Genomic DNA, 24,385 nt, shown 5'->3' with positions numbered 1-24,385 from the left:
TCCCTGTGCCATGGGGTCACGCGAACGCCCCGTGAGGCGACATGCCCAAGTCTCGCATCCCTTGACCTGACATCAGGAAGGATGCCGTATGGCTGGCCCGAACGAAATTACACCCTCTCAACTTCTGCGCCTGATCGGCACGTCCAATGCGCCGGTTCTGATCGATGTCTGCACCCCCGAGGATTTTGCCGAAGATCCGCGCGTCATCCCGACCGCGCGGCGCGTTGCCCACGACAAAATTCGCAGCCTTGCGCCCGAACTTGTCGGCAAACGTGCTGTTGTAATTTGTCAAAAGGGCAAAAAACTAAGCCAGGGGGCGGCTGCCCTGCTGCGCTGCGACGGGATCACTGTGGAAACGCTGGAAGGTGGCGTATTGGCATGGCGCGACGCAGGAGGGCCTTTGGTGCCCGCCGCCGCCCTGCCCGCGCGGATCGACGGCACCACCCTTTGGGTGACACGCCACCGCCCCAAGATCGACCGCATCGCCTGCCCGTGGCTGATCCGCCGGTTCATCGACCCCGCAGCGCGGTTCCTGTTCGTCGCACCGACCGAGGTGCTTGATGTCGCATCACGGTTCAACGCGACGCCCTTTGACATCGAAGGGGTCGCCCATAGCCACGACGGGCCACTGTGTACGTTCGACACCCTGCTACGGGATTTCGGCCTTGAAACCGACCCCTTGCTGCGCCTTGCCAAAGTGGTGCGCGGTGCGGACACGGACGACCATGCGCTGACCCCGCAATCCGCTGGTCTTTTGGCGATTTCGGTTGGGCTATCCCGAATGTACAAGGATGACCTGATGCAACTGGACGCGGGCATTTCGCTATATGACGCGCTATACGCCTGGGCGCGTGACGGGTTCGAGGAAGGCCACGATTGGCCCGCAGACCGAAAGATCCGGCCATGACCCTGCCCAAGACGACCCTGCCCGAAATGACCCGCGTCTTTGCCCGTATCGGGGTGTTGTCGTTCGGCGGGCCTGCCGCCCAAATCGCGTTGATGCACAAGGAACTGGTGGACGAACGGCCCTGGCTGACCGAGGCGCAATTCCTGAACGCGCTGTCGTTCTGCATGTTGCTACCCGGCCCCGAGGCAATGCAACTTGCGACCTATGCGGGCTGGCGGCTGCACGGCACCATCGGCGGGCTGATCGCAGGGCTTTTGTTCATTGTTCCGGGGGCTTGCGTGGTTCTGGCCCTGTCGGTGGCCTATGCCTATCTGGGCAGTGTACCGCTTGTTGCGGCCCTGTTTCTGGGGGTCAAGGCGACGGTGGTGATCATCGTGATCGAGGCGCTGTTGAAAGTATCCAGACGGGCGCTGAAATCCCGCGCGGCATGGATCATCGCCGCATTGGCCTTTGTCGGAATTTTTGCGCTGGCGCTGCCGTTTCCCCTGATTATCGCAAGCGCCGCCCTTTACGGCGCGGCCCGCGCCAAAGGCCCCCTAGGCGCAGCCCCTGCCATGATAAACCCGCGCAGTTTGGCACGCAGTCTGCGGACGGTTATAGCTGGCCTGGCCCTGTGGTGGGCACCTGTTGTCCTGTTGTGGCTATCTGGCGCGGAATTCCTGACGCAGCTCGCGTTGTTCTTCTCGAAACTGGCGGTGGTGACCTTTGGCGGTGCCTATGCCGTGCTGGCCTATATGGCGCAAGAGGTCGTGGGGGATTACGGCTGGCTGGACGCGGCGCAGATGATGGACGGGCTGGGGCTGGCGGAAACCACCCCCGGCCCGCTGATCCTTGTGACAGAGTTCGTCGGCTTCATGGCGGGATTCGGCTCCGGCGGGCTTGGCACCGCGATCCTTGCGGCCAGTGTGACACTTTGGGTGACCTTTGCCCCCTGTTTCCTGTGGATATTCGCAGGCGCCCCCTACATCGACTGGATCGCCACCCGCCCCCGCCTGACCGGAGCCTTGCAGGCGATCACCGCCGCCGTTGTCGGGGTCATTCTGAACCTGTCGCTCTGGTTCGCGCTGCATGTCTTTTTCGGCAGTGTAACGCAATTCTCTGCGGGTCCGGTTCATCTGTGGCTGCCCGATCCGGCCACGGTTGATCTGAAAGCTGTCACATTGGCAGTTATCGCCGGGGTTTTGCTGTTGCGCCTTCATGTCGGCCTGCCAAAGGTTCTTGGTTTGATGGCTCTTGCGGGCGCTGGCCTGCTGTGGCTTTAAGAAGGGACAGATTTCACCCGCAACGCTCTTCCCTTCGGCTTCGAATCCCTTATGCTGATGTTACTCGTTTAAAAGGATCAGGCCATGTCCCGCATCATTGATTACGGAAATCTGATGCATCGCGCGATGCGCGGGCTGATTCAGCAGGTGTTGACCGATGTGGCAGCCAACGGCCTGCCCGGAAATCATCACTTTTTCATAACCTTCGACACAATGCATCCTGACGTCGAAATCGCCGACTGGCTGTCCGATCGTTACCCCGAAGAAATGACCGTGGTGATCCAGCACTGGTTCGACAAGATGGATGTCACCGACGACGGATTTTCCATCACTTTGAACTTCGGCGATTCGCCGGAACCGATGTATATCCCCTACGATGCGATCAAGACCTTCGTCGACCCATCGGTCGAGTTCGGTCTGCGGTTCGAGACACAGGTCAGCGACGACGACGAGGATGACGAGACAGAGGACGGCGATGCCCCGATGGCAGAGGATGTTCCGCAGGACCGCCCCGCCGCCGCCGAGGTTGTAAGCCTCGATAAATTCCGCAAATAGCCCTTTGCGCCGCCGCTTGCGCCGTTGCGGCAATTGCCTTGTCCCTCACCTGCCGCTAAACGTGCATACAATTGCATACCGAAGGACTGTGACATGACCAACACCCGCACCGAGACCGATAGCTTTGGCCCGCTGGACGTGCCTGCCGACAAATACTGGGGCGCGCAGACGCAACGCTCTATCCTGAACTTCCCCATCGGCTGGGAAAAGCAGCCCATCGCGATCGTGCGGGCCCTTGGCGTGATCAAGAAAGCCTGCGCCGAGGCCAACATGGCCTCTGGCGATCTGGATGCGGACAAGGGCGCGGCGATCATCGCGGCGGCAAGCGAAGTGATCAATGGCGACTTCGACGACAACTTTCCACTGGTTGTCTGGCAGACCGGATCGGGCACACAGTCCAACATGAACGCGAACGAGGTCATCTCGAACCGCGCCATCGAAATGCTGGGCGGCGTGATCGGTTCCAAGACGCCGGTGCACCCGAACGACCATGTGAACATGGGCCAGTCGTCGAACGACACCTTCCCGACCGCCATGCATATCGCCACCGCAATGACGGCGCATGATGTGCTGATCCCCGGTCTGGAAAAGCTGCACGCAGCGCTACAGGCCAAGGTCGAGGCATTCGACGGCATCATCAAGATCGGCCGCACCCATACGCAGGATGCGACGCCGCTGACCCTGAGCCAGGAGTTTTCCGGCTATACCCATCAGGTTGCCATGGGCATCCGCCGTGTCAAGGCGGCCCTGGGCGCGATCTATGAGCTGGCGCAGGGCGGCACCGCCGTCGGCACCGGCCTGAACACGCGCGTCGGCTGGGATGTGACGGTCGCAGCGCATATGGCCGCGATCACCGGCCTGCCCTTTGTCACCGCCCCCAATAAATTCGAGGCGCTGGCCGCCCATGACGCCATGGTCGAAATGTCCGGCGCACTGAAAACCGTCGCGGCATCGCTGTTCAAGATCGCCAATGACATCCGCCTTCTTGGCTCTGGCCCGCGCTGCGGATTGGGCGAACTGATCCTGCCGGAAAACGAGCCCGGATCGTCGATCATGCCCGGCAAGGTCAACCCGACCCAGTGCGAGGCGCTGACGCAGGTCTGCGCCCATGTTTTTGGCAATGACGCCGCTGTCGGGTTCGCAGGCTCTCAGGGGCATTTCGAACTGAACGTCTACAAGCCGATGATGGCCTATAACGTCTTGCAATCCATGCAGCTTTTGGGTGATGCATCGGTTGCCTTCACCGACAATCTGGTTGTGGGCCTACAGGCCGACCGCGTGCGGATTGAAAAGCTGATGCACGAGTCGCTGATGTTGGTCACCGCCCTTGCCCCCACCATCGGCTATGACAACGCCACCAAGGTTGCCAAAACCGCGCATAGGAACGGCACAACCCTGAAGCACGAGGCGATCGCGCTGGGGTTCGTCGATGCGGAAACCTTCGACCGCGTGGTGCGCCCCGAGAACATGATCGGGCCCAAGGCGTAAATGACCACGCCCATCAACCTGAACCGCGCGCGCAAAACCCGCGCGCGGGCCGAGGATAAGGCAAAGGCCGACGCGAATGCGGCCAGATTCGGTCGCACCAAGGCCGAACGCCTGCTGGAGGCCACCAAAACCGCCAAGGCCAGCGCGATGCTGGATCAACACCAGCTGGACGAGGAATGAGCACGCGGCCGCAAAAGCGGTCTCTGACGCTCAAAGGGCACCGCACCTCTGTGTCTTTGGAAGATGAGTTCTGGTCAGCCTTCCGCGAACTTGCAGCCGAAGAAGACAAAGCGATCAATGTATTGGCTGCCGAAATTGATGCAGCGCGCGACGTTGAGACCGGCCTTGCCTCGGCGATCCGGCTATATGTGTTGCGCTATTACCGGACCTGACCCTGCGGCGCTGGCTTCACATCGCGGAACGCTCTTGCGTGCTAACGAGGCAAGACCCTTAGCCATATCCCGTCCTTCGCGCGGACGGTCAGATGCGCCACCGGAACCGGATCGCGCCCCTCTACCCGCTCGAACCTATAGGCCCGCACCAGCATCGCCAGCAACAATGGCCCCTCGACCATGGCAAACCCCGCGCCGGTGCAAACGCGCGGGCCGCTGGAAAACGGGATATAGGCCTCACGCATGCATTGCTTGCCGTTTTCGGTGGCGAACCGGCCCGGATCGAACCCGTCGGGATCATCCCAAAGCCGCGCGTGCCGGTGCAGGTGCCAGGGCGAAATCACCACTTGCGCACCGGGCTTGACCGGCCTGTCGCGGAACACTTCGGGGCAGGTGCTTTGCCGGACCATCATCGGCACAGGCGGATAAAGGCGCAGCGCCTCTCGAAACACATCGCGCGTGAACTTCAGGCCGGACATCATTGAAAAAGAAGGATTTTCAAAGTCGACAAGCAGGGCCTCCGCTGCGACTTTATCCTGCACATCCGGGTGCATCGCCAGCAGATACAGCGACCATGCCAGCGCGCTTGCGCTGGTCTCGTGCCCCGCCAGAAAGAAAATCGCGACCTGATCGACCATTTCGCCAGTGGTGAAGGTCTCGCCGGTTTCAGGATCTGCCGTGGTCATGATCTTGGTTGCCAGATCGTCGGGGGCGGTGCCCGCGCGGATTGCGGCCATCCGATCAGTCGTCAGCCTGGTGATCAGCCCGCGAATGGCCCGCGCCGTGACCCTGGTGCGCGATTTGAAAAAGCGTGGCATCCAGCGCGGCACTGGCACAAAGGCGGCCAGATTCAGGATGGGCTGGGTGCGTTGATAATCGCGGAACTGGGTGAAAACTTGCGTCGCGATGTGATCGGTTATGGGAATGGAAAACAGCGTGCGAAAGATCACGTCGGCGGCGGCGAAACTTGTTTCCTCCTCGATCTCCACCGCTTGACCATCCGCCAGCGGGGCCAGCCGCGCAACTGCGGCCTGTCCGGCGGCGAACATGGCGGGAAAGATGTCGCGGATGCGCCCGCCCTCGAAAGCGGGGTCAATGATCCGGCGCTGACGCTTCCAGGTTTCGCCATTGGTCAGGAACACCGAATTACCCAAAAGCGGCCGCAACCCCTCGCCGATCCGCGCGGATTTCGGGAAATCATCGGGCCGCGCGTTCAGCACAAGACGGACCAGATCCGGTTGGTTGATCATATAGCTACGGAAAAACGGTGTGCGGAATTCGGCCATCCATGCGCGATACAGCTTTGCCGGTTGCGCCGATAGAATGTCCTGCCGGAACAGCCGCACATAGCGCCACAGCGAGACGCGGTCAGGGCGCGATAGTGGCTTGGGCGGGATCATGCGGCAACCGAGGTATAGGGCGAGGCCGCCAGTGCGATCCGCGACTTTGACGGCGCGCGACCGGCAAACCGATCGGCCAGTGTGACCGGCCCTGCGGTGATCTGGAAATAGTCATAGTCCTTGGGGGCGTCAAACGCGCAAAGATACTGAAAATGCAGCCTGAAGAACCGCCAGCGCAGCTCCTTCCAGCGCGCGGGACTGAGCGACTGGGTGAAGGCGGCAGAGACCACCAGCGGCCAGCGCTGATCGGCGGGTGCCACGCCCGACACCGCCACCGGATCGCACAGCGCAAAGGCGCAGCCATCCCCCGGTGCCGTCACATCGACCCAAACCAGTTCCGGGCGGGCCGAGAGATAGGCAAGGTCGCCCCGCAATCTGTCGGCCTTCGGCAGGAATGACACCATCGGCACCACCTGCCCCAAGGACAAAAACCCCAGCGCGGGACCGTCCACAGGCACCCGGCCCGCCCGGATCAGGTCGGCAAGGATCGACACCGCCAGATGTGCGCCGGACGAATGCCCGACGACCAGCACCTCGTCTACGTCAGAGGTCAACGCCGTGGCGATGATACCGGCGAATTCTGCCATGCGCGCCTCCAGCTCTGGCGGGTTGGCACCTTTGTAAAAGGCGGAATAGGCGAAGTCATGCATCAGGTAATAGGCGAAAAATTTGCCATCTTTTTTGCGGAACCAGCGCAAAACAGCGACGGTGCCCCCCACGCCAGACGCGAACGCGCCCAGACCCGCAAGCAGACCCGCACCGCCCCCGAGAAGCGTGTCGAGCGCTGCAAACAGCACATGGCCCGCAGCGATGCCAAGCGCAACGGCAAGACACAATTGCAGGATCAGCATCCCGATCGGGTAGAGGGCCGCGATGATCGGCCCCTTGCGCAACCACATCAGCCGCCGCAACGCGCCGGTGGCGATATAGATCCAGGAAGTGCGCACAAGTTGCAGATAGGTCGCGGGAATGGAATTCGACATAGAGCCGCGCACGATATCGGACCAGACCAGAACCTCGACATCGGCCTGAACGTCGACGCCACCGATTTCAGCCCCGACGTGCCATCCGTAAGGGCCTGCCGTGGTTTTCGGGCGAAGGTGCAGATGATAGCCGGAAATTTCGGCCTGCGCGCGTCCCTCGGAGCGGTAAAGCTCGCGGTAGCGGCGCGGATGAATGGGATCGTAGCCGGGGATATAGAATACCCGCCGCCGCGCCACCTGCCTGCCCTTGCCGTCACTCATACCCTGCCCTTCACGCTTTGCCGCAGTCTAGCGCAGGATTTCGACGAAATTAAGCCTGATTAGCCAAGCTGGCTCAGCGCCGGAAAAGTTTCCAGCAACCACCATGAAAAGGCGGTGAACGCCCCCGTCAACAGCGCCACGCCCACCAGCACCAAAAGCGCGCCCATGGCCTTTTCGATCAGCCCCAGATAGGGCTTGATCCGGTTCATCACCCCCATCGAGCGTTGGATGAAAATCGCGGCCAGCAGGAACGGAATGCCAAGCCCTGCGGCATAGACCGCCAAAAGCATCGTGCCCCGCGCGATCGACGCCTCGGATGCGGCCAGCGACAGGATCGCGCCAAGCTGCGGACCGATGCAGGGCGTCCAGCCAAACGCAAAGGCTAGACCCAGCACATAGGCCCCGAAGGCGCTGCCGCCCCTGTCGCCGGCGTCAAGCCGCGCCTCTTGATTCAGCAGCGGAATGCGAAAGACGCCAAGAAAATGCAGGCCGAAGATGATGACCACAAGGCCGGAAAGTTTCGAGAACAGTTCCTGGTTTTGTAGAAAGAACATACCGAACGCCGAGGCCGTGAACCCAAGGAACAGGAACACCGTGGACAGGCCAAGCACGAAAAACAGGGCCGCAGTGATCGTCGACCAGCGCGCGGATCTGCCGGTGCCGGTCATCTCGGACATGGAAATACCGCCCATATAGGCCAGATAGGGCGGCACAATCGGCAAGACGCAGGGACTGAGAAACGACAAAAGCCCCGCCACAAGTGCGATCAGCATCGCGGGCAGCAGACTGGCGTCGATCAGGCTCAAATGTTCCATTGGCATCCCCTTTCCCTTCACATAGCGCCCCGCGCGCGCCGCGTCACGCCGCGAGTTGTCACATTGACGTGGACAAGATGTAACATCGCGCCTATCTGAGAATTTATGGAATGGGATCATGATCTTGATGCGCTGGGGCTACTGTGCCCCTTGCCCGTGCTGAAGGCACGTAAACGGCTTCTGGCGATGACCAGCGGTCAGGTTCTGCGCGTGCAGGCCGACGATCCCGCAGCGATCATCGACGTGCCGCATTTCTGCGTGGAATCCGGGCACACATTGGTGTCGCACTCCGAGGCCGATGGCACACAGATCTATCTGATCCGCAAGGGCTGATCCGTTTTCACCAGAAGGGCGCGCATTCTGCGCGACGTTTCCTGTCTCGCGTCCGCTTGCGCGGGCGCTCGGGTTTTGCGCTTCGCGCGAGGATATTTGGACCAAAAAGAGCTAGGCAGTCTGCGCCGGGAATGCAGCCCCTTGAACTGACATCCGCAAAGACAAAAACGCCGGACCACTGGCCCGGCGTTTTTCGATGCGGTGTGTGCGCTTAGCGGCCCAAAGACCACCAGCCACGCTTTTTCGGGCCGGTGTCTTCTACCTTTTCAGGCTCGACAGCGGACGCGGGCTCCTGTGGCTCGGGCACCGGGGCCTCTGTTACCGTCTCAGGCGCCGTATCAGGCACCAGCAGCTTTGCAGCCGGCTCTGCACGTTCTGGCGTCACGGCAACGGGTGCGGGGGCCGGAACGGCAGGGGCTTCAGAAGTCTCGATGATTGCCACAGCCTCACTTGCCACAGCCTCACTTGCCACAGCCTCACTTGCCACAGGGGCCTTTGCCTTGGTTGCCCTGCTGCGGCTTGCCCGCTTTTTGGGTGCCGGAGCATCCGTTGCGGCAACCGCTTCGGTTCCAGCTTCGGCATTTACCTCGGCCTCGGCCGCTGCTTTCGCCTTTGCAAGTGCCGCTTTGGACGGCGCACGCGGTTTGGCCGGAGCCTTGGCCGCAGGGGCCTTGGTTGTGGACGACGACGATTTGGACGCAGTCGAGCGGGTCCGGCGGGCCGTTTTCTTTGCGGCTGGCGCGTCTTGCGCCACGGCGTCGCCTGTCGGGGTTTCCCCTGATTCGGTTACCGCAGCGGGCGTCGCCTCGGGTGTAGAGGTTTGCGCCGCTACCTCTTCGGCACCGTCTTCGGCTTCGTCGCTGTCATCGTCGGACTGATCGCCATTGGCCGACTGATCGCCGTTCTGACCATTGCCGGGCTTGCGGCGACGCCGACGACGGCGGCGCTTTTTAGGTGCCTGCGCGTCACCCTCCTCGGTCGCAGCCACAGGCGAGGCAGCAACTTCGACCGGGGTCTCTTCTGCCGCTTCGGCCTCGTCCACTTCGACCGCGTCTTCGACCATATCCTCGTCGATCTCGTCCATCAAAGAGCTGTCGACGGACACGATATGTGCCGAAATCTCTGGCACGACACGGGTGGCGGTCTTGAACTTTTCAATCGTGAAATCGGGGCTGATAAGATGTGGGTCCGCCTCGACCCGCACCGACATGCCGTAGCGTGCCTCGATCTGGGCGATATGCTCGCGCTTGTTGTTCATCAGGAAGTTTACGACGGCCACGGGGGCCTTCAGCAGAACCTCGCGCGAGCGTTTGCGCACGCCTTCCTCTTCCAACTGGCGGATGATGTTCAGCGCAAGGTTATCGTCGGACCGGATCAAACCGGTGCCATGACACGCCGAGCAGGGCTGCGTCGTGGCCTCGATCATGCCGGGGCGCAGACGCTGGCGCGACATTTCCATCAGGCCAAAGCCGGAAATGCGGCCGACCTGAATACGGGCACGGTCGGTCTTCAGCTTGTCCTTGAACCGCTTTTCAACGGCGGCGTTGTTCCGGCGGTCTTCCATGTCGATAAAGTCGATCACGATCAGACCGGCAAGGTCGCGCAAGCGCAGCTGGCGTGCCACCTCTTCGGCGGCCTCCAGGTTGGTCTTGGTCGCGGTCTCCTCTATCGAGCCTTCTTTAGTGGCCCGGCCAGAGTTGACGTCGATCGCCACAAGCGCCTCGGTCACACCGATCACAATGTAGCCACCGGATTTCAACTGGACAGTCGGATTGAACATCCCCGCCAGATAACTTTCGACCTGAAAGCGCGCGAAAAGCGGCATTGTGTCTCGGTATTGCTTCACGTTGACCGCATGGGACGGCATGATCATTTTCATGAAGTCCTTGGCGATCCGGTATCCTTCGGCACCTTCCACAAACACCTCGTCGATGTCGCGGTTGTAAAGGTCGCGGATCGAACGTTTGATCAGGTCGCCTTCTTCGTAGATCTTGGCGGGCGCTATGCTTTTCAGCGTCAGTTCGCGTATCTGCTCCCACAGGCGCTGCAAATATTCGTAGTCGCGCTTGATCTCGGTCTTGGTGCGCTGGCTGCCTGCTGTGCGGATGATCAGACCTGCGCCATCAGGCACATCTATTTCGTTGGCGATCTCTTTCAGCTTTTTGCGGTCGACCGCATTGGTGATCTTGCGCGAAATGCCACCACCGCGCGCGGTGTTTGGCATCAGGACGCAATACCGACCGGCAAGCGACAGATAGGTCGTCAGTGCCGCGCCCTTGTTGCCACGCTCTTCCTTGACCACCTGAACCAAAAGGATCTGACGAACCTTGATCACTTCCTGGATCTTGTATTTGCGTGCGCGCGGTTTGCGCGGCTGGCGGATTTCCTCGGCGACATCTTCGTCGGCGATGGATTCGATCTCGTCGTCACGATCAGAGGGATCGCTGGAAACCTGCGTATCCTCCTCGTTATCGTGATCATCCGTGGCGTGATCGTCGCGCGAGCTATGATCGCCGTTGTCCCCGGCGTCATCATCATTGCCGAAATCGACAACATCCATGCCGGAAATCGACGGCGCGTCAGCGTCTTTCACCTCGACCGCGTCATCCGACTGAGCCGTTTCCGCCTTGGACGACGACCGCGACCGCGATCGGTTTCCGCCACGAGAACGCGAGGATTTCGGCTCATCCTCGGCATCTTGCAAGGATTTCACATACTCGCGTTCCTCGGCCATAAGGGCCTCGCGATCGGCGACCGGGATCTGATAGTAATCAGGATGCACCTCGGAAAACGCAAGGAACCCGTGGCGATTGCCGCCGTAGTCCACAAATGCGGCCTGAAGCGACGGTTCAACCCGTGTGACTTTCGCCAGATATATGTTGCCAGCTATCTGGCGTTTGTTTTCAGACTCAAAATCGAATTCCTCGACCTTGTTTCCGTCGACCACCACAACCCGAGTTTCCTCGGCGTGGGTGGCGTCGATAAGCATTTTCTTAGCCATGTTACCCGTGTGCACCTGTGCAAACGCTGCTGTCCCAAAGGGTCGCCGCGTCTGGAGAGGTGTCTATTAAGGGCGATGGGGAACGCGCCGCGCAAATGCATATCGGCCTGATCGACCCCTGCTATTTGCGTCTGTATCTCTGCGCGTTTCATCGCGGTTCTATCTCCGATGCCGCGATTGCGGCACCATCACTATGACCCGGCGCTTGCGCGCATCGGGCAATTCAACAACCTTGCGGTCAATCGGTCTGCCTTCAGGACTGTCGGGGCACTCTGCCTACCGCTCACTGAAAGCAGCGAAACTATCCGTACGATCCTGCACCATTTTGCACAGTCCGCCGTATCACGACCTTAAGGGCAAGCCCCGTACAATTACAATGGGCAATTTCACGCGCATTCGGACAGACCCGAATCCCCGCTCTGCCTTGCCCCTCTCCTTGGAAAAAATATCCGCGCCGCAGGCCGTCCCGAGGGTCCGCGCATGCGGACCCGAGACATGGACATCACGCCGCAGGCGTGGCCTTTCACTCAACCTAAAGGTAATCGCCGCGCGACAGGTTATACTTCGCCATCTTCTCGTTCAGCGTCCGGCGCGGCAGGCACAACTCTTCCATCACATTGACGATGCTGCCCTTGTGGCGCCGCATTGTATTGTCGATCAGCATCCGCTCAAAGGCCTCTACGTATTCCTTGAGAGGCTTGCCATCGGTCGTCATCGTCGGCTGAGTCTCGTCGTTGTCCGCCATCAACAGCGATGCGATCGTCCCCGACCCGCGCCGGTTCTGCAACACGGCGCGCTCTGCGATGTTGATCAACTGGCGCACGTTGCCGGGCCATGGCGCCTGCAACAATTGCGCCGCCTCCTGTGCGCTGACCGCCGGCGCGTCGCACCCGTATTCATCGGCAAACTGGTCCGACAGGCGGGTGAACAGCATCAGAATATCCTCGCCCCGCTGGCGCAGCGGCGGCAGGGTGATCCGCATCGCCGCAAGACGGTAGAACAGATCGGGGCGCAGCGCGTCCTCGACCGTCTTGTCCTGCTGCTGCAAGTTGCTGATCGCCACGATCCGCGTTTCCGCAGGCGTGCCCTGATCGTTGATAAAGGTCAAAAGCCGCGCTTGCAGGGCCGAAGACAACGCCTCGATCCCTTCCAGAACCAGCGTCCCGCCGCGGGCCTCTTCGACCAGCGGCAGCGCGCCGCCATCCTCGACCGGCCCGAACAGCCGCCGCCCCAACGCATCCTCTTCATAGGCCGAACACGACACCAGAACGAATTTCTTGCCCGCCCGCGGTCCCACCGCATGCAGCGCGTGGGCCACAAGCGTCTTGCCGGTGCCGGTCTCTCCGTCGATCAGGACATGGCCATCCGCCTGCCCCAGATCAAGAATATCCTCTTTCAGGCGCTCCATCACCGGCGACGACCCGATCAGCTTTTTCATCAGCACCGACCCATCCGACAACTCGCGCCGCAGGGCGCGGTTGTCCAGTGTCAGACGGCGGTTCTGTGTCGCCTTCTTGGCAAGTTGCGTCATCCGGTCGGGGTTGAACGGTTTCTCAAGGAAATCGAACGCGCCGACCCGCATCGCCTCGACCGCCATCGGCACATCACCGTGGCCTGTGATCATGATCACCGGCAGCGAGCTATCAAGGCTCATCAGCTTCTTCAGGAACTGCATGCCATCCATGCCGGGCATCTTGATGTCGCTGACGACAATGCCGGGGTAATCCGCCCCAAGGCCTTTCAGCGCATCCTCTGCGCTGGCGAAGGTTTCGGTGTCAAAACCCGACAGCGCCAGCCATTGGCTGATCGACTGCCGCATATCCTGTTCGTCATCGACAATCGCAATCTTCATCGCATGTGCCATATGGACCTCACTCGGCTGCCTGTGTCTCTTCACTTAATATGGGCAACTGCACTTCGAATACAGCCCCCCCCCCATCCGCATTGCGTGCGGTCAGGCGTCCGCCAAGGTCGTTTACAATTCCGCTGGAGATAGCAAGCCCTAACCCGACTCCGTCTCCGGGCTGCTTGGTGGTGTAAAACGGCTCGAACAGGGCATCCAGATCGTCAATTCCATGGCCATTGTCGCGCACCGTCAGGGTGGCGGTTTCGCCCGCCGAAAGCAACAGATCAATGGTCGGATCATCGTTGGCCTTGGTGGCGTCCAAAGCGTTGCGCAGAAGGTTGATAATGACCTGTTCCAGACGGATCCGGTCGGCCATGACCCGGACCGGAACACGGGGGAACGACTTGGTGATTTTGGTGTGACGGCGTTTCAGTTGCGGCTCCATCATCGACAGGGCCGAAGACAGCGCATCCCTAATGTCCACAGGCTCGAACGCATCACCGCCCTTGCGCGCATAGGACTTCAGCTGGCGCGTGATCGACCCCATCCGGTCGATCAGATCGTCGATCCGCTGAAAGCTTGACAGGGCCTCTTCGGGGCGCTTGCGGTGCAGCAAAAGTTTCGCCCCCGCAAGGTAGGTTTTCATCGCCGCAAGAGGCTGGTTCAGCTCGTGGCTGACCGCCGCCGACATCTCTCCCAAAGCGGCCAGTTTCGACGATTGCGCAAGGGTCTGTTCGGCCACTTCAAGGTTCTTCTGCATCTTCTCGCGCTCGGCGATTTCCCGCTGCAACCTTGCGTTCAACTGGCGAAGTTCTGCCGACTCCCGCTGGAAGATCATGGATCGCGACAGCGCCTTGCGCGTGGTGAACCAAAAGACCAGCGACAACAAAACCGCAAATCCCATGATCTCCAGCGCCAGAACCCCGTTCACCCGCTCGCGCACCGATGTGTAGGTGGTGAAGGATGTCATGCTCCAGCCCTGGAACGGAATGCGCTGTTCCATCCGCATCACGGCCTCGCCCTGCACATAGGCATCCGCCGGCAGCGCGGTCCAGTCAGAGGTCGCCTTGATCGCCCGCTCGATGGCAGAGGGCGCGGATTCAACCGACAGGGCCTCGGCCTCGGTGATCCCGCGCCAGCGCGGTTCGGTCGACAGAATGATCGTGCCGGAACTGTCGGTGACCATGACCGCATCCGCAATCCCCGCCCAGCTGCGTTCGAATTTGCGCAGATCAACCTCGACCACCATAACCCCGACGGCGCGTCGGTCGCTGTCGATGCGGCGTGAATAGGTGAACTGGAAATTGCCGGTTTCCCGGTCGGATGTGCTGAAAACCGTCTCGTTAGAGCGCAAAGCTTCGACGAAATAGCTCTCGGTGCGGTGTGGTGCGCCCAGATTGTTGCGGTCGGTTGCGGCCACGGTGCGCCCGTCCAGATCCAGCAGGATCAACGAGGCCGCGCCGATTTCGTCCTTGTAGGAAATCAACCGCTGGCTGGTGCTGCTGAAATCGCCCGAGTTCAGCGCATTGATCATCGCCGGATCCCGCGAGAGCAACAGCGGCACAACCGCATTGCGCTGCAATTCCGACAGCAAGTTGCCGGAGTACAGCGTCAACCGCACCTCGGCGCGGTTCTTGGTGGACACAGTATAGCGCTCTGTCAGGAACTGGTTGGTGAACCAGATCGTGGTGATTGCGATAAAGAACAACACGATAACGGCCAGCCTTGACCGCCAGGAAAACCTGCCGGAAAGACTGTCCGCCGTCGAAGTGTCGTCATTGCCTGCCATAGGCGAAGGTTACGCTGTGACCAGCGCCCCCGCAAGAGAGGCGAACATCGCGGCGCCGTCGGTGCCACCATGCTGTGGATCAATCGCGCGTTCCGGATGCGGCATCATTCCCAGCACGCGCCGGTTTGCCGACAGAACACCGGCGATATCCGCAGTCGAGCCGTTGGGATTGCTCACATAGGTAAAGGCAATACGATCCTCGCCCCGCAACCGCGCGACCAGCTCGGCGTCCGCCGTGTAGTTGCCATCGTGATGGGCCACCGGAATGCTCAGGGTCTGACCCTTGGCATACCCCGAGGTGAACGCGCTGTCGCTGGTCTCGACCGTCAGGTCCAGCGCCTTGCACACGAACTTCAGCCCCGCGTTGCGCATCAGCACACCGGGCAGCAGGCCTGTCTCTGTCAGCACCTGAAAGCCGTTGCAGACCCCCAAAACATATCCCCCGCGCGCCGCATGGGCGATGACCGACCGGCAGATCGGCGATTTCGCCGCGATGGCCCCGCACCGCAGGTAGTCGCCAAAGGAAAACCCGCCGGGAATGCCGACGATATCGACGCCCTCGGGCAAATCCGTGTCCTTGTGCCAGACCATGGCAACATCCATGCCCGCCTGCTCGAACGCCACGGCCATATCGCGGTCACAGTTGGACCCCGGAAAAACAACAACCGCCGCGCGCATCAGATCAGCTCCACGCGGTAGCTTTCGATCACGGTGTTCGCCAGCAGCTTCTCGCACATCTGCGTGACCTGCGCCTCGGCCTTGGCCGCGTCGGTTTCCGCCAGATCAAGCTCGATCACCTTGCCCTGACGCACACCCTGAACACCGTCAAACCCCAAAGTCCCCAGCGCGTGGCGCACGGCCTCGCCCTGCGGGTCCAGAACGCCGGTTTTCAACATCACATGCACTCGAGCCTTCATCGCCTGTCGCCTTTATCATCGCGCAAGGCGGGCCGTTCCCTGAACGCCCCTGCCCCACTTTGTTCCAAAAATACTCAAATCCCAAGGTGCCAACCGACCCGCGGGATCAGTTGATCAGCGTCGGTTTCGTCGCGTGGGTTACATTCGTGGGTAAAACGCCCAGACGCCGCGCCACCTCGGTGTAGGCGTCGGTCAGGTTGCCCAGATCGCGCCGGAACACGTCCTTGTCCAGTTTCTGGCCGGTTTCCATGTCCCACAGACGGCAACTATCCGGGCTGATTTCATCGGCCACGACAAGGCGCATAAAGTCGTTGTCCCAGACGCGGCCGATCTCGATCTTGAAATCCACCAGCTTGATCCCGACGCCGTACATCACACCGCCGACGAAATCATTGACCCGCAAGGCAAGCTGCACGATGTCATCCAGATCCTGCTGGGTCGCCCAGCCGAATGCGATGATGTATTCCTCGGGCACAAGCGGATCGCCCAGCTTGTCGTCCTTGTAGCTGAACTCGACAATCGGACGGGGCAGCGGCGTGCCCTCTTCCATGCCAAGACGCTTTGCCATCGAACCGGCGGCGAAATTGCGCACGATCACTTCCAGCGGGATAATCTCTACCGCACGGATCAACTGCTCGCGCATGTTCAGGCGCCGGATGAAATGCGTCGGCACCCCGACATGGCCCAGACCGACCATGAAAAACTCGGACAGACGGTTGTTCAACACGCCCTTGCCCTCGATCACGGCCTTTTTCTCGGCGTTGAATGCTGTGGCGTCATCCTTGAAATACTGCACCAAAGTTCCCGGCTCGGGTCCTTCATACAGGATTTTGGCTTTGCCTTCGTAAACCAGTTTGCGGCGTGCCATTGTGTCTCCAGTCTGCCTAGGCCGGGATGAGTCCCTGCCCCGTCCTGCGCCCTATACGGCATGATGACGTTTGTCGCAAGAACACGGGCGACCCTCTTGCGGTCGACGCCCTGTGCCGTCATATCTGTTTCCAGATATTTCAATGTGCGAGGCCGCTATGACCACCTTTGATGACCGCGAAAATGCGTTCGAGAACAAGTTTGCCCATGATGCAGAGATGCAGTTCAAGGCAGAAGCCCGCCGCAACAAGCTTCTGGGGCTTTGGGCGGCTGATCTGATGGGCAAGTCGGGCGACGATGCCGCAGCCTATGCCAAAGAGGTCGTCAAGGCCGATTTCGAGGAAGCCGGCGACGAGGACGTCTACCGCAAGGTCTCGGGCGATCTGGGCGACAAGGCCGACGAGGCGACGATCCGCACCAAGATGCTGGAACTGATGGCGGTCGCCAAAGACCAGATCATGAACGAAGGATAAGAGCCTTTTTCCACCTTTGGGCGGGATGACTGCCGTTTCACATTGACGCGCATCTTTTAGGGTGCGCGTTTTTTGATTTTAAATTGACGCATTAAGAAAGCGGTAGGCCCGCGCTGTTACACCCGTCCGAATCCAGGGATGCGGAGAGTTTGATGCGCCATGAGAACCCGACCAAACAGACAACCGCGACGATGCAGCTGTCCACGATGGCATGGCGGCAAGGGGGGCCGCTGCTTCTGGCGGGCGTCTGCCTTTATCTGTTCGCAGGGCGGCTGGCAGAGGTGGACCTTGCGCTGGTCTGGCCCGCCTTCCGAACCGTGCAGCCGGTGCAGTGGGCTGCCGCCGGTGCCGCCACGTTGGTCAGTTTCTGGGCCGTGGGGCGATACGACGCGGTCATCCACCGCCATCTGGCAACCCTGACACCGCCGGACCAGGCGCGACACGCGGGGATCGTCGGCATCGCGCTGGCGCAAACGCTTGGGTTCGGGGTGTTGACCGGAACGCTCGTGCGGTGGCGGATGTTGCCGCAGGCGCAGCTTTTGCAGGCCGCCCGCATCGCCTTTGCAGTGGCGGTGTCGTTCATGGCGGGGCTTTGCGTTGTCACGGGGGCGGTTGTGCTGATCACCGGCGCGGGGCCCGCGTGGATGTCTGCGGTCGCAATTTTGCCCTTGGCCGCGCTGTTCGGGCTATGCGCCTTGTCACTGCGCGGGCGCGCCTTGACCCTGGCGGGGCGCAAGATCAGGCTGCCCTCGCTGCTGACCGTTCTGGCCGTCGTGTCGCTGACCGCCCTTGATACGGTCGCCGCCTGCGCCGCGCTTTATGCGGTGATGCCCGCAGACCTGACGCTGGGATTCATGACACTGCTGCCCGTGTATCTGATTGCCCTCGGGGTCGCGCTTTTTTCCGGCAGTCCGGGGGGCGTTGGCCCTTTCGAAGTGATGGTTCTTTTCCTGTGCCCCGGCACCCCGACGGCGCCCCTTTTGGCGGCCATTCTGGCGTTCCGGTTGGTTTATTACGCCATTCCGGCCGGAATTGCGGCTATTGCGATGATCGTCGGGCCTGTGGTGGCACTGCGGGCTGCATCGCCGCGCCTGACCGTGCCAACGCCGCTTTGCCTTGAACAGTTGACGCGCGATGCGCCACGGGCAGAGGCGGGATTGCTGCGCATGGGCGATAAATCCGTGCTGGAGATGCCAGGGAATACCGGACAGCAGATGGTCGCGGTCACCGGACAGGCGCTTATCGCCATCGGCGATCCGTTGTTCCGTCAGACCTGTTGCGGGGTGTTGCATGGGTTGGAAGAGGCCGCAGATGCGCGGGGGCTGCGCCCTGCCGTCTATAAATGCGGGGCGCGCATGGCCGTCGCGGCACGCCGGCGCCGGTACCGCGTTCATGCCACCGCCCGCGAGGCATGGCTGCCCCCCGCACAGTTCGATCCTGCCAGCCCCGCCACCCGCCAACTGAGGCGCAAGCTGCGTCAGGCAGAGCATGCGGGCGTCACGGTCACCCGCGCGACGGGACCGCTGCCTTTGCCGCAGATGGCGCAGGTGGCGCGCGACTGGACCCTACACCACGGGGCAGAGCGCGGCTTTTCGATGGGGCGATTTTCGCCCGACTATATGGCTGGTCAGATCATCTATCTGGGGTGGGTCCGGGGCTGTTTGGCAGGCTTTGTCACCTTCCACGCCAATCCGCAGGAACGCACCCTTGACCTGATGCGCCACACACCCGGCGCGCCGGACGGCCTGATGCACGCCTTGGTCACCCATGCGCTGCTGGATGCCGCAGCGGACGCCTGCCCAAGGGTTTCGCTGGCCGCAGTGCCACTGATGCCGCGCTGGGTCCGTGACCTGCCAAAGCCCATGACCGAACGGCTCGACAGGATCTGCGGCGGCAATGGCCTGCGCCAGTTCAAGGGGGCCTTTGCCCCGCACTGGGAAACCCTTTATACGGCTGCCCCCACCCGTCTGGACCTTTGTCTGGCGGGGTTCGACGTGGCGCGGGCCATTCTGAACCCCGAACCGCTGCCCCTTGGGCCCCTTGAATGTGAGCCATCCTCAACACCATTATGACAACAATCAATTTGCGCATCCTGCCGCGACGTGCGATTTGCAAACCAAAGGGGCAGACGCAGAACGCGGCCTGCCTTCGGAAAAAAGGTTAACCCATGTCTGATGTCCTCGCCCGCCTGCTGGAAACCAATGATTGGCTTATGGCCGATGGCGCCACCGGAACGAACCTGTTCAACATGGGCCTGCAATCCGGCGACGCCCCGGAAATGTGGAACGAGGAACACCCCGACCGCATCAAGGCGCTGTATAAAGGGGCCGCAGACGCAGGCAGCGACATTTTTCTGACCAACAGCTTTGGTGGCAACGCCTCGCGGCTGAAACTGCACGGCGCCGAAGGCCGCGTGTTCGAGTTGAACAAACTGGCCGCAGAACTGGGCCGCGAGATTGCCGATGCCTCTGGCCGGACGATCGTTGTTGCGGGGTCCGTCGGGCCAACGGGCGAGATTTTTGTCCCGATGGGCACCCTGACCCACGCGAATGCGGTTGAAATGTTCCACGAGCAGGCCGAAGGCCTGAAGGCTGGCGGGGCCGATGTGCTTTGGCTGGAAACTATTTCCGCCCCCGAGGAATACAAAGCCGCCGCAGAGGCCTTTGCCCTGGCAGGTATGCCATGGTGCGGCACGATGAGCTTTGACACCGCCGGTCGCACGATGATGGGCGTCACCTCCTCTGCGATGGTCGCGATGGTCGAAGGCATGAAGAACCCGCCGCTGGCGTTCGGGGCGAATTGCGGTGTCGGGGCGTCCGACCTTTTGCGCACCGTGCTGGGCTTTGCCGCGCAAGGCACCGAGACCCCGATCATCGCCAAGGGCAACGCCGGCATCCCGAAATACCACGACGGCCACATCCACTATGATGGCACCCCGGAACTGATGGGCGAATATGCGGTTCTGGCCCGCGATTGCGGCGCCCGGATCATTGGCGGTTGCTGCGGCACCACGCCAGAGCACCTGCGCGCCATGCGCGAGGCGCTTGAAACACGCCCCAAGGGCCCGCGCCCGACACTGGACCAGATCACACAGACCCTCGGCGGGTTCAGTTCCAACTCTGACGGGACCGATGACAACGCGCCCACGGCCCGCGTGACCCGCCGCCGCCGTCAGGGTTAGACCGCCAAGGGTCGGTCGCAGATTGGCGGATGTCGCATTTATACGAGTGCGACCGCGACAATCGGACCATTTAGGACAGAGTGACACGCGGCGCGCCCGCTTCAAGACAGGAATATTTCGATGGCCGACGAAAACGACGAGATCATCCTTGCCGACCTGCCCGATGATGAATTGGTCATGCAGATGTTCGACGACCTTTACGACGGCCTGAAAGAGGAAATCGAGGAATCGGTGAACATCCTTCTGGGTCGTGGCTGGGCGCCCTACCGCGTGCTGACAGAGGCGCTTGTCGGGGGTATGACCATCGTTGGCAACGACTTTCGCGACGGTATCCTGTTCGTCCCCGAGGTGCTTCTTGCCGCCAATGCGATGAAGGGCGGGATGTTCATCCTGAAACCGCTTCTGGCGGAAACCGGCGCACCGCGCGTTGGCAAAATGGTGATTGGCACGGTCAAGGGCGACATCCACGACATCGGCAAGAACCTTGTCGGAATGATGATGGAAGGGGCCGGATTCGAAGTGCGGGATCTTGGCATCAACAACTCGGTCGAGAAATACCTGGAAGCGATGGAAGCCGAACAGCCCGATATTCTGGGCATGTCCGCCCTGCTGACAACCACGATGCCCTATATGAAGGTCGTGATCGACACGATGATCGAAAAAGGCATTCGCGACGATTATATCGTGCTTGTGGGCGGCGCTCCCCTGAACGAGGAATTCGGCAAGGCCATCGGCGCGGACGCCTATTGCCGCGATGCGGCCGTGGCGGTGGAAACGGCCAAAACATGGATGGCGCGCAAGCATAACAGCGCCATAGCAAGCTAGATCGGGCATATTCCGCGAACAGGCCCCGACGCAATCGCGTGCGGGGCCTTTTCTTTTTCGCGGCGCGGCCCCACGTTCAAGGTGAAACCTACGCAAAGGAAGGCACGGATGCGCCGCTTCTATATCCTTCTGGCGACAGTCCTGTTCGCCGCCGCCCTGACCATCGGCGTGGCCTACCGGGTCAGTGCCACAATGCCGACATGGGGCGGGTTTGTGGTGGTTCCGGCCATCATAATCATCGCTTTGGCCCTGCGGCGATGGGCGCACCCATGAGCATCGACGACCAAAGGCTGACTACGACCGGCCTGGACCTTGCGGCATCTTCGGGCCGGATTTTGCTGCTGGCCTGTGGTGCCCTTGCCCATGAGATACTGGCGCTGAAGGCCGCAAATGGCTGGGACCATATGGACCTGACGTGCCTGCCCGCCATCCTGCACAATCACCCCGATAAAATCACCGGCGCGGTCGAGGCAATGGTGCTGAAACATCGCGCCGGATATGACGAGATCTTTGTGGTTTACGCCGATTGTGGCACCGGTGGGCAATTGTTGAAGAAATGCGCCGAACTTGGCGTTGGAATGGTCGAAGGCCCGCATTGCTATTCGTTTTTTGAGGGAAACGACATCTTTGCCAAAACATCCGAAGACGAATTCACTGCCTTTTACCTGACCGATTTTCTGGTCAAACAGTTCGACGCCTTTGTCTGGAAACCCCTTGGTCTGGACCGCCACCCGGACCTGCGCGACATGTACTTCGGCAATTACACCAAACTGGTGTATCAGGCCCAAACCGACAACAGGGCGCTGGATGCCAAGGCGCAGGACTGCGCGGCGCGGCTGGGTCTGGCCTATGAACGGCGGTTCACCGGCTACGGCGATCTGGAAACGACGCTGGCGTCGCTTTAGCCGATCGCCGCCGCGCTTACGCTGCGGATACGGTCCACCATGGCACGCACCCCGTTAGAGCGTTGCGCGGACAGATGGTCGTCCAACCCCAGACGTTTCAGGGCACCGGGCGCATCGACCTTCATCACCTCGTCGACCGTCAGGCCGGAATACAGCGCGTGCAGCACCGCGATCAACCCGCGCACGATCAACGCGTCGCTGTCGCCGTCAAAGCGGAACACAGCATCCCTGCCCTGCCCTTCGATCACCGGAACGATCCAGACCTGACTGGCGCAGCCGGTCACTTTGGTCGCGGGAACGCGGAACGCGTCATCCAGAGGCGGCATCGCCTTGCCCAATTCGATGACATAGCGATACCGCTCTTCCCAGTCTTCCAGGAATTCAAAGGTCTCGGCGATCTCTTCAAAGCGGTCAGTGGTCACTGTTCGGTCTCCGTTTCATACAGTATCCACCTAAGTTGCGCCGCGCCAAACGTCCAGAGCATGCCGAGTGGCTTTTCAAGTCGCGCAGGATGGGCTAACTCGGTGGGGCACCAATGAGGGCCGTGTTATGAACAAACCACTAGTCGCCGCATTTCTGGCCATGATGGCCCTGTCTGCCTGTTCCGGCATCAGCCAATCGCGGCTGAACCCGTTCAACTGGTTCGGCGGATCGCAAGAGGAAATGATAACGCCAGAGGAAATGGTCGTCGCCTCCGATGGCAGGACATTGGTCGATCAGGTGGTCAGCTTTTCGGTCGAACCCGCACAGGGCGGCGCGATCTTGCGTGCGACAGGCCTGCCCCCGACCCAGGGCTTCTGGAACGCAGAGCTGGTGTCCGACACGGACGAGCAGCCTGTCGACGGCGTGCTGACCTACATGTTCCGTATCCAGCAGCCCGCCGGGTTCGAACAGATCAACACAGAGCGGTCGCGCGAGGTTGTGGTGGCGAAGTTTGTGTCCGACTACCGGTTGGCCGGCGTCCGCTCTATCCGCATTCTGGGCGAGCGGAACGCGCGGACAGCCAAGCGCTAAAGCTCGATGACCTGAACCGTCTGCCCCTTGGCGGCAAGCGCAAGCTTGCCCTCGCACAGGCGGATCGCATCGGCCCCGAACACCTCGTGACGCCAGCCATGCAGGGCCAGACCGTCCCGTTCCCCTGCGGCAATCGCGTCCAGATCCGACGCCGTAGCGATCAGTTTTTGCGCGACGCCCGCGTTTTCGGCCTTGGCCTTTAGCAGCACCCGCAGCAAATCGGCCAGTGCGGGGTTCACCTGCATCTTGTCGTTGAAGGCCGCGACTTTTGGCTGTTTGTCGGGCGGGCAGGCCAGACCTGCGGTCACCGCCGCGATGATACCATCGGCAATCTCTCCGCGCCGGGCCTCACGCAGCAACAGACGGGACCGCCCCAGATCTTCCATGTTTTGCGGCTTGGTCGAGGCAAGTTCCAACAGCGCATCGTCCTTGTAGACACGGCTGCGCGGCACATCGCGGGTCTGCGCGTAATCTTCGCGGAACCGCGCCAATTCACGCACAACCGCCAGGAACTTTCCCGTGGTGGTGCGGGTTTTCACCCGTTGCCAGGCGTCTTCGGGGGTGACGATATAGGTGGCGGGGTTCAGCAGAACCTCCAGCTCCTCCTCGACCCATGCCTGACGGTTCGACCGTTTGATCTCGGCGGCAAGGTATTCGTAGACGACCCGCAAATGCGTTACATCGGCCAGCGCATAGATCTTTTGCGCCTCGGTCAGCGGGCGGCGCGACCAGTCGGTGAACCGCGAGGTCTTGTCGACGGTTTCCTTGGCAATCTTGCGCACAAGCGTCTCGTAGCCCACCTGTTCGCCAAAGCCGCAGACCATGGCGGCGACCTGCGTATCGAACAAGGGCTTGGGGAAAACCTGCGCGTCAACAAAGAAGATTTCCAGATCCTGACGCGCGGCATGAAACACTTTTACGACGTTTTCGTTGCGGAACAGTTCATACAACGGTTCCAGCGACATACCGTCCAGCGGATCGACCAGAACCGCGTCATCCACGCCCTTGCCCGGAAGCGCCATCTGGATCAGGCACAGTTTCGAATAATAGGTGCGTTCGCGCAGGAATTCCGTGTCGATCGTGACATAGGGAAAATTGGCGGCATGTGCGCAAAATTCGGCAAGCGCCTCGGTCGTGGTCAAGGTTTTCATACGGAGCCGTTCGTTGGCGG

25 protein-coding genes are annotated in these 24,385 nt (G+C 61.2%); 14 read left to right on the top strand and 11 right to left on the bottom strand.

Annotated features, from left to right (window positions below; all coding sequences use genetic code 11):
* Positions 1 to 88: 88 nt before the first annotated feature.
* The 6 genes from ACEN2R_RS15365 (at position 89) to ACEN2R_RS15340 (ending at position 4,604) form a co-directional block, all read left to right on the top strand.
* Positions 89 to 907, top strand: coding sequence for a chromate resistance protein ChrB domain-containing protein (locus tag ACEN2R_RS15365; RefSeq protein WP_442043559.1), 819 nt, complete (start codon positions 89 to 91; stop codon positions 905 to 907).
* Complete coding sequence (gene chrA, locus ACEN2R_RS15360) at positions 904 to 2,169, top strand: chromate efflux transporter (protein ID WP_442043558.1); 1,266 nt, start codon at positions 904 to 906, stop codon at positions 2,167 to 2,169. The genes ACEN2R_RS15365 and chrA overlap by 4 nt, the downstream gene beginning before the upstream one ends.
* An 84-nt stretch (positions 2,170 to 2,253) precedes the next feature.
* Complete coding sequence (locus ACEN2R_RS15355) at positions 2,254 to 2,724, top strand: SspB family protein (protein WP_442043557.1); 471 nt, start codon at positions 2,254 to 2,256, stop codon at positions 2,722 to 2,724.
* 93 nt (positions 2,725 to 2,817) lie between these two features.
* Positions 2,818 to 4,212 carry a class II fumarate hydratase gene (gene fumC / locus ACEN2R_RS15350; RefSeq protein ID WP_442043556.1) on the top strand — a complete coding sequence of 465 codons (1,395 nt, stop codon included), beginning with the start codon at positions 2,818 to 2,820 and terminating at the stop codon, positions 4,210 to 4,212.
* Positions 4,213 to 4,392, top strand: a complete 180-nt coding sequence (locus ACEN2R_RS15345) for a DUF4169 family protein (protein WP_442043555.1) — start codon at positions 4,213 to 4,215, stop codon at positions 4,390 to 4,392. It begins immediately after the preceding gene.
* Positions 4,389 to 4,604, top strand: a complete 216-nt coding sequence (locus tag ACEN2R_RS15340) for a ribbon-helix-helix domain-containing protein (RefSeq protein WP_442043554.1) — start codon at positions 4,389 to 4,391, stop codon at positions 4,602 to 4,604. Before ACEN2R_RS15345 ends, ACEN2R_RS15340 begins: the two co-directional genes overlap by 4 nt.
* Positions 4,605 to 4,645: 41 nt before the next feature.
* On the opposite strand, the gene ACEN2R_RS15335 is transcribed toward ACEN2R_RS15340, so the two are convergent.
* Genes ACEN2R_RS15335 through ACEN2R_RS15325 form a run of 3 tightly spaced genes read right to left on the bottom strand, consistent with a single transcriptional unit; the run spans position 4,646 to position 8,063 of the window.
* Positions 4,646 to 6,004, bottom strand: a complete 1,359-nt coding sequence (locus ACEN2R_RS15335; protein ID WP_442043553.1) for a cytochrome P450 — start codon at positions 6,002 to 6,004, stop codon at positions 4,646 to 4,648.
* Complete coding sequence (locus tag ACEN2R_RS15330) at positions 6,001 to 7,248, bottom strand: hypothetical protein (RefSeq protein ID WP_442043552.1); 1,248 nt, start codon at positions 7,246 to 7,248, stop codon at positions 6,001 to 6,003. The genes ACEN2R_RS15335 and ACEN2R_RS15330 overlap by 4 nt, the downstream gene beginning before the upstream one ends.
* 59 nt (positions 7,249 to 7,307) lie before the next feature.
* Positions 7,308 to 8,063 carry a cytochrome c biogenesis CcdA family protein gene (locus ACEN2R_RS15325; protein WP_442043551.1) on the bottom strand — a complete coding sequence of 252 codons (756 nt, stop codon included), beginning with the start codon at positions 8,061 to 8,063 and terminating at the stop codon, positions 7,308 to 7,310.
* Positions 8,064 to 8,168: 105 nt separating this feature from the next.
* On the opposite strand from ACEN2R_RS15325, the gene ACEN2R_RS15320 reads away from it, so the two are divergent.
* Positions 8,169 to 8,396: a sulfurtransferase TusA family protein gene (locus ACEN2R_RS15320; RefSeq protein WP_442043550.1), complete on the top strand. Its 228-nt coding sequence runs from the start codon at positions 8,169 to 8,171 to the stop codon at positions 8,394 to 8,396.
* A 211-nt stretch (positions 8,397 to 8,607) separates the two neighbouring features.
* Here ACEN2R_RS15320 and ACEN2R_RS15315 read toward each other — a convergent pair whose 3' ends face one another.
* The 6 genes from ACEN2R_RS15315 to purC form a co-directional block, all read right to left on the bottom strand.
* Positions 8,608 to 11,397: a ribonuclease E/G gene (locus tag ACEN2R_RS15315; protein WP_442043549.1), complete on the bottom strand. Its 2,790-nt coding sequence runs from the start codon at positions 11,395 to 11,397 to the stop codon at positions 8,608 to 8,610.
* Positions 11,398 to 11,929: 532 nt separating this feature from the next.
* Complete coding sequence (locus ACEN2R_RS15310) at positions 11,930 to 13,261, bottom strand: sigma-54-dependent transcriptional regulator (RefSeq protein WP_442043548.1); 1,332 nt, start codon at positions 13,259 to 13,261, stop codon at positions 11,930 to 11,932.
* Positions 13,262 to 13,268: 7 nt separating this feature from the next.
* On the bottom strand, positions 13,269 to 15,032 hold the full coding sequence (locus ACEN2R_RS15305; protein ID WP_442043547.1) for a sensor histidine kinase: 1,764 nt from the start codon (positions 15,030 to 15,032) through the stop codon (positions 13,269 to 13,271).
* Between the two features lie 9 nt (positions 15,033 to 15,041).
* On the bottom strand, positions 15,042 to 15,710 hold the full coding sequence (gene purQ / locus ACEN2R_RS15300; protein WP_442043546.1) for a phosphoribosylformylglycinamidine synthase subunit PurQ: 669 nt from the start codon (positions 15,708 to 15,710) through the stop codon (positions 15,042 to 15,044).
* Positions 15,710 to 15,949: a phosphoribosylformylglycinamidine synthase subunit PurS gene (gene purS, locus ACEN2R_RS15295; protein WP_442043545.1), complete on the bottom strand. Its 240-nt coding sequence runs from the start codon at positions 15,947 to 15,949 to the stop codon at positions 15,710 to 15,712. Before purS ends, purQ begins: the two co-directional genes overlap by 1 nt.
* A 106-nt stretch (positions 15,950 to 16,055) precedes the next feature.
* Positions 16,056 to 16,817: a phosphoribosylaminoimidazolesuccinocarboxamide synthase gene (gene purC, locus ACEN2R_RS15290; protein WP_442043544.1), complete on the bottom strand. Its 762-nt coding sequence runs from the start codon at positions 16,815 to 16,817 to the stop codon at positions 16,056 to 16,058.
* Positions 16,818 to 16,974: 157 nt separating this feature from the next.
* Between purC and ACEN2R_RS15285 the strand changes: the two genes are divergently transcribed.
* The 6 genes from ACEN2R_RS15285 (at position 16,975) to ACEN2R_RS15260 (ending at position 22,200) form a co-directional block, all read left to right on the top strand.
* Positions 16,975 to 17,289 (top strand): DUF1476 domain-containing protein, encoded by a 315-nt coding sequence (locus tag ACEN2R_RS15285; RefSeq protein ID WP_442043543.1) that lies wholly within the window; start codon positions 16,975 to 16,977, stop codon positions 17,287 to 17,289.
* 152 nt (positions 17,290 to 17,441) lie between these two features.
* Positions 17,442 to 19,361, top strand: coding sequence for a phosphatidylglycerol lysyltransferase domain-containing protein (locus tag ACEN2R_RS15280; RefSeq protein ID WP_442043542.1), 1,920 nt, complete (start codon positions 17,442 to 17,444; stop codon positions 19,359 to 19,361).
* 95 nt (positions 19,362 to 19,456) lie between these two features.
* Positions 19,457 to 20,470 carry a betaine--homocysteine S-methyltransferase gene (gene bmt, locus ACEN2R_RS15275; protein WP_442043541.1) on the top strand — a complete coding sequence of 338 codons (1,014 nt, stop codon included), beginning with the start codon at positions 19,457 to 19,459 and terminating at the stop codon, positions 20,468 to 20,470.
* A 120-nt stretch (positions 20,471 to 20,590) separates the two neighbouring features.
* Entirely contained in the window at positions 20,591 to 21,295 is a 705-nt protein-coding gene (locus ACEN2R_RS15270; RefSeq protein ID WP_442043540.1) for a corrinoid protein, read from the top strand.
* Positions 21,296 to 21,403: 108 nt separating this feature from the next.
* Positions 21,404 to 21,568, top strand: coding sequence for a hypothetical protein (locus tag ACEN2R_RS15265; RefSeq protein WP_442043539.1), 165 nt, complete (start codon positions 21,404 to 21,406; stop codon positions 21,566 to 21,568).
* Positions 21,565 to 22,200 carry a DUF1638 domain-containing protein gene (locus ACEN2R_RS15260; RefSeq protein ID WP_442043538.1) on the top strand — a complete coding sequence of 212 codons (636 nt, stop codon included), beginning with the start codon at positions 21,565 to 21,567 and terminating at the stop codon, positions 22,198 to 22,200. Before ACEN2R_RS15265 ends, ACEN2R_RS15260 begins: the two co-directional genes overlap by 4 nt.
* Here the strand turns inward: ACEN2R_RS15260 and ACEN2R_RS15255 are convergent.
* Positions 22,197 to 22,622, bottom strand: a complete 426-nt coding sequence (locus ACEN2R_RS15255) for a SufE family protein (protein ID WP_442043537.1) — start codon at positions 22,620 to 22,622, stop codon at positions 22,197 to 22,199. The genes ACEN2R_RS15260 and ACEN2R_RS15255 overlap by 4 nt on opposite strands.
* Positions 22,623 to 22,749: 127 nt before the next feature.
* Between ACEN2R_RS15255 and ACEN2R_RS15250 the strand changes: the two genes are divergently transcribed.
* The gene (locus ACEN2R_RS15250) at positions 22,750 to 23,214 is read left to right on the top strand and encodes a hypothetical protein (RefSeq protein WP_442043536.1); all 465 of its coding nucleotides are present in this window, start codon (positions 22,750 to 22,752) and stop codon (positions 23,212 to 23,214) included.
* On the opposite strand, the gene rnd is transcribed toward ACEN2R_RS15250, so the two are convergent.
* Positions 23,211 to 24,365, bottom strand: a complete 1,155-nt coding sequence (gene rnd / locus ACEN2R_RS15245) for a ribonuclease D (protein ID WP_442043535.1) — start codon at positions 24,363 to 24,365, stop codon at positions 23,211 to 23,213. The two genes, ACEN2R_RS15250 and rnd, sit on opposite strands and share 4 nt — an antisense overlap.
* Positions 24,366 to 24,385: the final 20 nt, after the last annotated feature.

This window comes from Pseudogemmobacter sp. W21_MBD1_M6 (assembly GCF_052119585.1).
Taxonomy (GTDB): domain Bacteria; phylum Pseudomonadota; class Alphaproteobacteria; order Rhodobacterales; family Rhodobacteraceae; genus JBGQOJ01.
The sequence above is the reverse complement of the archived record's forward strand: the minus strand, read 5'-3'. Positions and strand labels throughout refer to the sequence as shown.